We start from the raw sequence: 4,509 nt of genomic DNA, 5'->3' as shown, positions 1-4,509 counted from the left end.
CGAGCTGAAGGGGACCTTCTCCCAGCTCAGGACCTCGCCGCCATCGGCGCTGTTGCCGGCCACTGTGAACCGGACGTAGTTGGTGGCGTTGGTCGAGCCGTCCACGGTGATGCGCTGCAGGTCATCCGCGGGGGCCTGGCCGTAGATGTCCAGCCACGGTGAGCCCTCGGCCAGGGGCTGGTTCTCGGCGAAGACGTGGCTGTCGCCGTTGATGAGGTAGACGGGGCGGTCAAAGCCGTTGATTTCCTCGACAATGGCCTGAACGATCTCGCGGAACCCGGACACCAGGTCAGGGTTTGCCGTGGCAGCGGCCAGCAGCGACGGGTCGAACATGTCGGCCTGCGTCATCAGCACCACGGCGCGGTCGTTGCGGCGCTCGGCGTCATCGAACGTTTCGCGGATCTGGCCCAGGACCGCGTCCGTCCGGTGCTCAACTTCGGCCAGCTGCTCGGGGGTGGCCGTGGTTTCGCCCAAGCCGCTCCACGGCAGCAGCGAGTTGTTGCTGCCCTGGATGTTCAGCACGGAGAAGGCCACCCGGTTCTGGGTGAAGCGGACGTTTTCCGGCAGTCCGAGGCTCTCCTGGGTCTTGACCGGCATGGTGGCGCCCAGGGTCTTGCCGGGTTCGTTGAAGAAGACTTCACGCAGCTTGCCCAGCCGTTCCAGCGGGTTGTAGGCCCCGTTGTTGGTCCGGTGGCAGTCCACCCATTCGTTGTCGCCCGGGGTGAAGACCAGCGGGTGCTCGAACGTGTCGAACTGGGTGCGGATGTTGGCGAAGTACTCATCCGAGCAGACCGAGGAGCCATTCTTGATGTCGCCCACGTGGGTGACGAACTTCAGCGCACTGTCGGCGTTGATGTCCTGGATGCGGGCGGGGAACTTGGCGATTTCGGCCTCGCCGTAAGGGATGTCACCGATGACGCCGAAGGTAAAGGCCTCGCTGGTGCTGTCAGCGGCAATGGCGGGCTGGGACGCAAGGAGGCCAAGCGCCAGGACGGCTGCCGCCGTCGTGGTTTTGATGGTCTTGGAAGGCATGGAACTTGTTCCTGTTTCTCTAGGAAGGGCTAAGCCGCGCGGGCGGTGAGGAACTGCTGCAGTCCGGCGAGGTCGTCGGTGTTGATGTGGTCCACGCCGGCGTCGAAGAGTTCATTCCAGACCGCGTCACGCGCGTCGCCCGGCATGTCGGGGGTGGCCCAGAAGCGGACGCGGTAGCCGTTGGCGTGCGCCTCGGCAACGTAGGCGTGCAGCTTGGTGCGCTCAGCCTCGGGCATGGGCCCAACGCCCTGCCAAGTGAAAAGCCTCGTCCAGTTGTCGCTGACCAGCGGCATCAGGCCGGCGGGCTTGCCGGAGGTGAGGTCGGCGGAGCGGCCGTCGTAGAAGCTGAACCGCTTTTCCTGTGCCTGCATGGTGGCCAGCGGGCGGTTGCCGCTGATGACGGCGGTGACCGGGCCGGTCTTGGTGGTGCCGTTGGTGTAACGGCTCATGATGTCGCGGTGCTCGGCCAGTTCCTGCTCGATGGCGGCGTAGGTGGCCTCGCCGTCGCTCTTGATGTCGATCAGGAGCTGCAGGCTGCCGTCCCACTGCGGGTAGACGCTGTGGCCCTGCTGGCTGCGGACCAGGTCCTGCAGCGGGTCAAGGTAGAGGCTTTCGAGTGTGACGCCGGGCTGGACGTCCTCCAGGTCGTGGGCCACCAGCAGCTCGCCGTCCACCAACCAGACGTCCGCTTCGACACTGGTGAAGCCGTGCTCCAGCGCGTCGAACAGGGGGCGGTCATGCTCATAGTCGTTGTGCGCATGTGCCTGGGCCAGCGGTTGGCCGACGACGACGGGCGCAGGCTTGGTTGCCTCGGCCTGGGCCGGTGCTGCGGCCGTCCCAGCCAGGGAGGCGAGGACAGCGACGGCGGCAAGGGTGCTTTTCACGAACACGGAGTACTCCTGGTACCTCGGGGATGTCCGCCCGGGCGATGGGGTGTGCCGGGCAGAAGGGGTGCGTGAAAAGACTGCTGGTTTTGGAAGAACGGCGAAGGACCTGTTGTTTGCCGGCGGGTGAACTGGAAGGGACCAATCCCCCGCCGCGGCGCCGGCATGCCGGGGCTTATCCCTGGGTTACAGCGCCCCGAGGTAGATGCTGACGGCCGTACCACCGCTGAGGGCAGGAGAAATCTCCAGCCGTCCGCCGTGGGCGGCGGCAATCCTGGCGCACGTAGCGAGGCCCAGCCCGGTGCCGGCGGGGTCGCCTGCCCTGTTCAGCCGGACCAGCGGTTCAATTACCCTGCGCCGGTCCGTTGCGGCGATCCCCTTGCCGTTGTCCTCGACCCGGACCACTGTACCGGCTCCGGCTCCCTGCCCGCTGATGGTGACGACAGGGGGAACGCCCGGGCGCCGGTAGGCCACCGCGTTCTGGATCAGGTTCTGCAGGGCCATGCGCAGCTGGCTTTCGTCGGCGTCGAGAACAAAATCCTCACAGTGCACTACGGCGCCGGCTTCCTGCAGGCCCAGCCTCAGGTCCTCGGTGACGTCCCTGACCAGGCTTGCCAGCGACAGCCGGGACCGGGACAGGGAGCCGCCGACGGTAGAGAACGCCAGCAGCTCCTCCACCATGGACAGCATCCTCCGCGCGCTGCCGCCGACGATTTCCAGGTACTCTGCGGCCTCTTCCGGGTGGCCCGATTCTGCGTCTGTGGCACCCAGCTCGACGTAGCCCAGGATAGAGGTCAGCGGGTTGCGGAGGTCGTGGCTGACCCGGCCGGTGAATTCCGCGAGCCGCTCATTGCTGTCCCTGGCTTCATCCAGGGCGGTGGCCAGGGCACCATGGAGTGCCGTGACCCGCCGGGCGGCCAGCAGGCGGGTGTGCAGGATGAAAGGGTCCAGCGGTTTGGCCACGTAGTCGTCCGCTCCGGCCCTCATGCCTTCCAGCACGTCCTCCTGGGCGCCGTGCGAGGTCAGCAGCATGACGTACGTATAGGTGCCTGTTTCGGCGGCCCGGATGGCCCGGCACAGATCGAACCCGTCCAGCCCGGGCATCATCAGGTCGGTGACCACCACCTGGGGGCGCCGCTCCTGGTAAAGCTGCCATGCGGCGTCGCCATCCGCGGCCACAATGCACTGATGCCCGGATTTCTCTACTGCGGCTTTCGCCACGAGCAGGGACCCTTCGTCGTCGTCGGCGACCAGCACCGTCATGGCGGCCCCGGGATTGTCATCCAGCAGTCCGGGAACGTTCGCGGCTTCCATGTCAGGGTGGCGCAGTCCTCCCGGCGCACTCGAGGTCGAATCAACCGTCATGATGCCCCCCGTTCATCGTCACGAAGCCGCGCGCCACCAGCGCGCTGGACCTATCGTCCCACGGGACAGGCTGGCCCGGGATGGCAACGGCGGGCGGACGACGGCGGGAGGCCGGCTTAGGGAGGTCCTGCCAGTACCAGTTACAGCAGGGACTCCCACAGGCGCCGCGAAAAGCCGTTGACTGGAGGAAGGCCGGGCACGCTCCGGCAGCGACGTCATCAACGAGGGAGACATGATGCATATACGGACACTTGGGCAGGGCCTACAGGTATCGGCTGTGGGCCTTGGCTGCATGGGGATGTCGCAGAGCTATGGTCCAAATCCCGGGGACCGGCAGGCGATGATCGGGGTGCTGCGGGACGCCGTCGGGATGGGCATCAACTTCTTTGACACGGCGGAGGTGTACGGCCCGTTCGTCAACGAGGAACTCGTGGGGGAAGCCCTCGCGCCGGTCAGGGACGAGGTCGTCATCGCCACGAAGTTCGGGTGGCGGATCGAGAACGGCAAATCCGTAGGACTCGACAGTTCACCGGAGCGGATCAAACGCGTCGCGGACGAGTCACTCCGCCGCCTGCGCGTCGACACGCTCGACCTCTTTTACCAGCACCGGGTGGACCCCAATGTGCCGATTGAAGAGGTGGCCGGTGCCGTCGGCGAACTCGTCCAGGCCGGCAAGGTCCGCCACTTCGGGCTGTCCGAGGCCTCGGCTGCCACCATCCGCGCAGCGCATGCCGTCTTTCCGGTAACGGCTGTGCAGAGCGAGTACTCGCTGTGGACGCGGGACCCGGAGCCGGAAGTGCTGCCCACCCTGGCAGAACTGGGGATCGGGTTCGTGCCCTTCAGCCCGCTCGGCAAGGGCTTCCTCACCGGCACCGTAGATACGTCCACAGAGTTCGCGGAAGGTGACGTCCGCGGCACCATCCCGCGCTTCACAGCCGAGAACCGCGCCGCTAACCAGGCGTTGGTGGACCACGTCGCCGGACTGGCCGCCGCCAAGAACGCCACCCCCGGACAAATCGCGCTGGCATGGCTCCTGGCACAGCAGCCATGGATTGTGCCGATCCCGGGGACACGCCGTCGGGAGCGCCTCGAAGAGAACGCAGCCGCCACCACCGTGGCGTTGTCCGCCGATGAGGTCGCCGATCTGAATGCTGTCGCCAGCCGCATCGGCGTGCAGGGGAACCGCTACAACGACCTGCACATGGGCCTCGTGGGACGGTAACGCCCT

The 4,509-nt window shown here is 66.7% G+C and carries 4 protein-coding genes; 1 reads left to right on the top strand and 3 read right to left on the bottom strand.

The genetic code is table 11. The features are described 5' to 3' along the window. The 3 genes from P2Q66_RS03215 to P2Q66_RS03205 all read right to left on the bottom strand — a co-directional run. Window positions 1–1,032: metallophosphoesterase (locus P2Q66_RS03215; protein WP_275725510.1), on the bottom strand; the 1,032-nt coding region annotated here is incomplete at its 3' end. Window positions 1,033–1,061: 29 nt separating this feature from the next. Next, window positions 1,062–1,922: a phosphatidylinositol-specific phospholipase C/glycerophosphodiester phosphodiesterase family protein gene (locus P2Q66_RS03210; protein WP_275725507.1), complete on the bottom strand. Its 861-nt coding sequence runs from the start codon at window positions 1,920–1,922 to the stop codon at window positions 1,062–1,064. A gap of 180 nt (window positions 1,923–2,102) precedes the next feature. After that, window positions 2,103–3,281: a response regulator gene (locus P2Q66_RS03205; protein WP_345795617.1), complete on the bottom strand. Its 1,179-nt coding sequence runs from the start codon at window positions 3,279–3,281 to the stop codon at window positions 2,103–2,105. 235 nt (window positions 3,282–3,516) lie between these two features. On the opposite strand from P2Q66_RS03205, the gene P2Q66_RS03200 reads away from it, so the two are divergent. Next, a complete protein-coding gene (locus tag P2Q66_RS03200; RefSeq protein ID WP_275725512.1) occupies window positions 3,517–4,503 on the top strand; it encodes an aldo/keto reductase in 987 nt (328 codons plus the stop codon). Window positions 4,504–4,509 lie beyond the last annotated feature (6 nt).

Origin of the sequence: Arthrobacter sp. Cr_A7 (genome assembly GCF_029222765.1) — a bacterium.
Lineage (GTDB): Bacteria > Actinomycetota > Actinomycetes > Actinomycetales > Micrococcaceae > Arthrobacter.
Note: the sequence above shows the minus strand (reverse complement) of the source record. Positions and strands in the feature narration are given on the sequence as shown.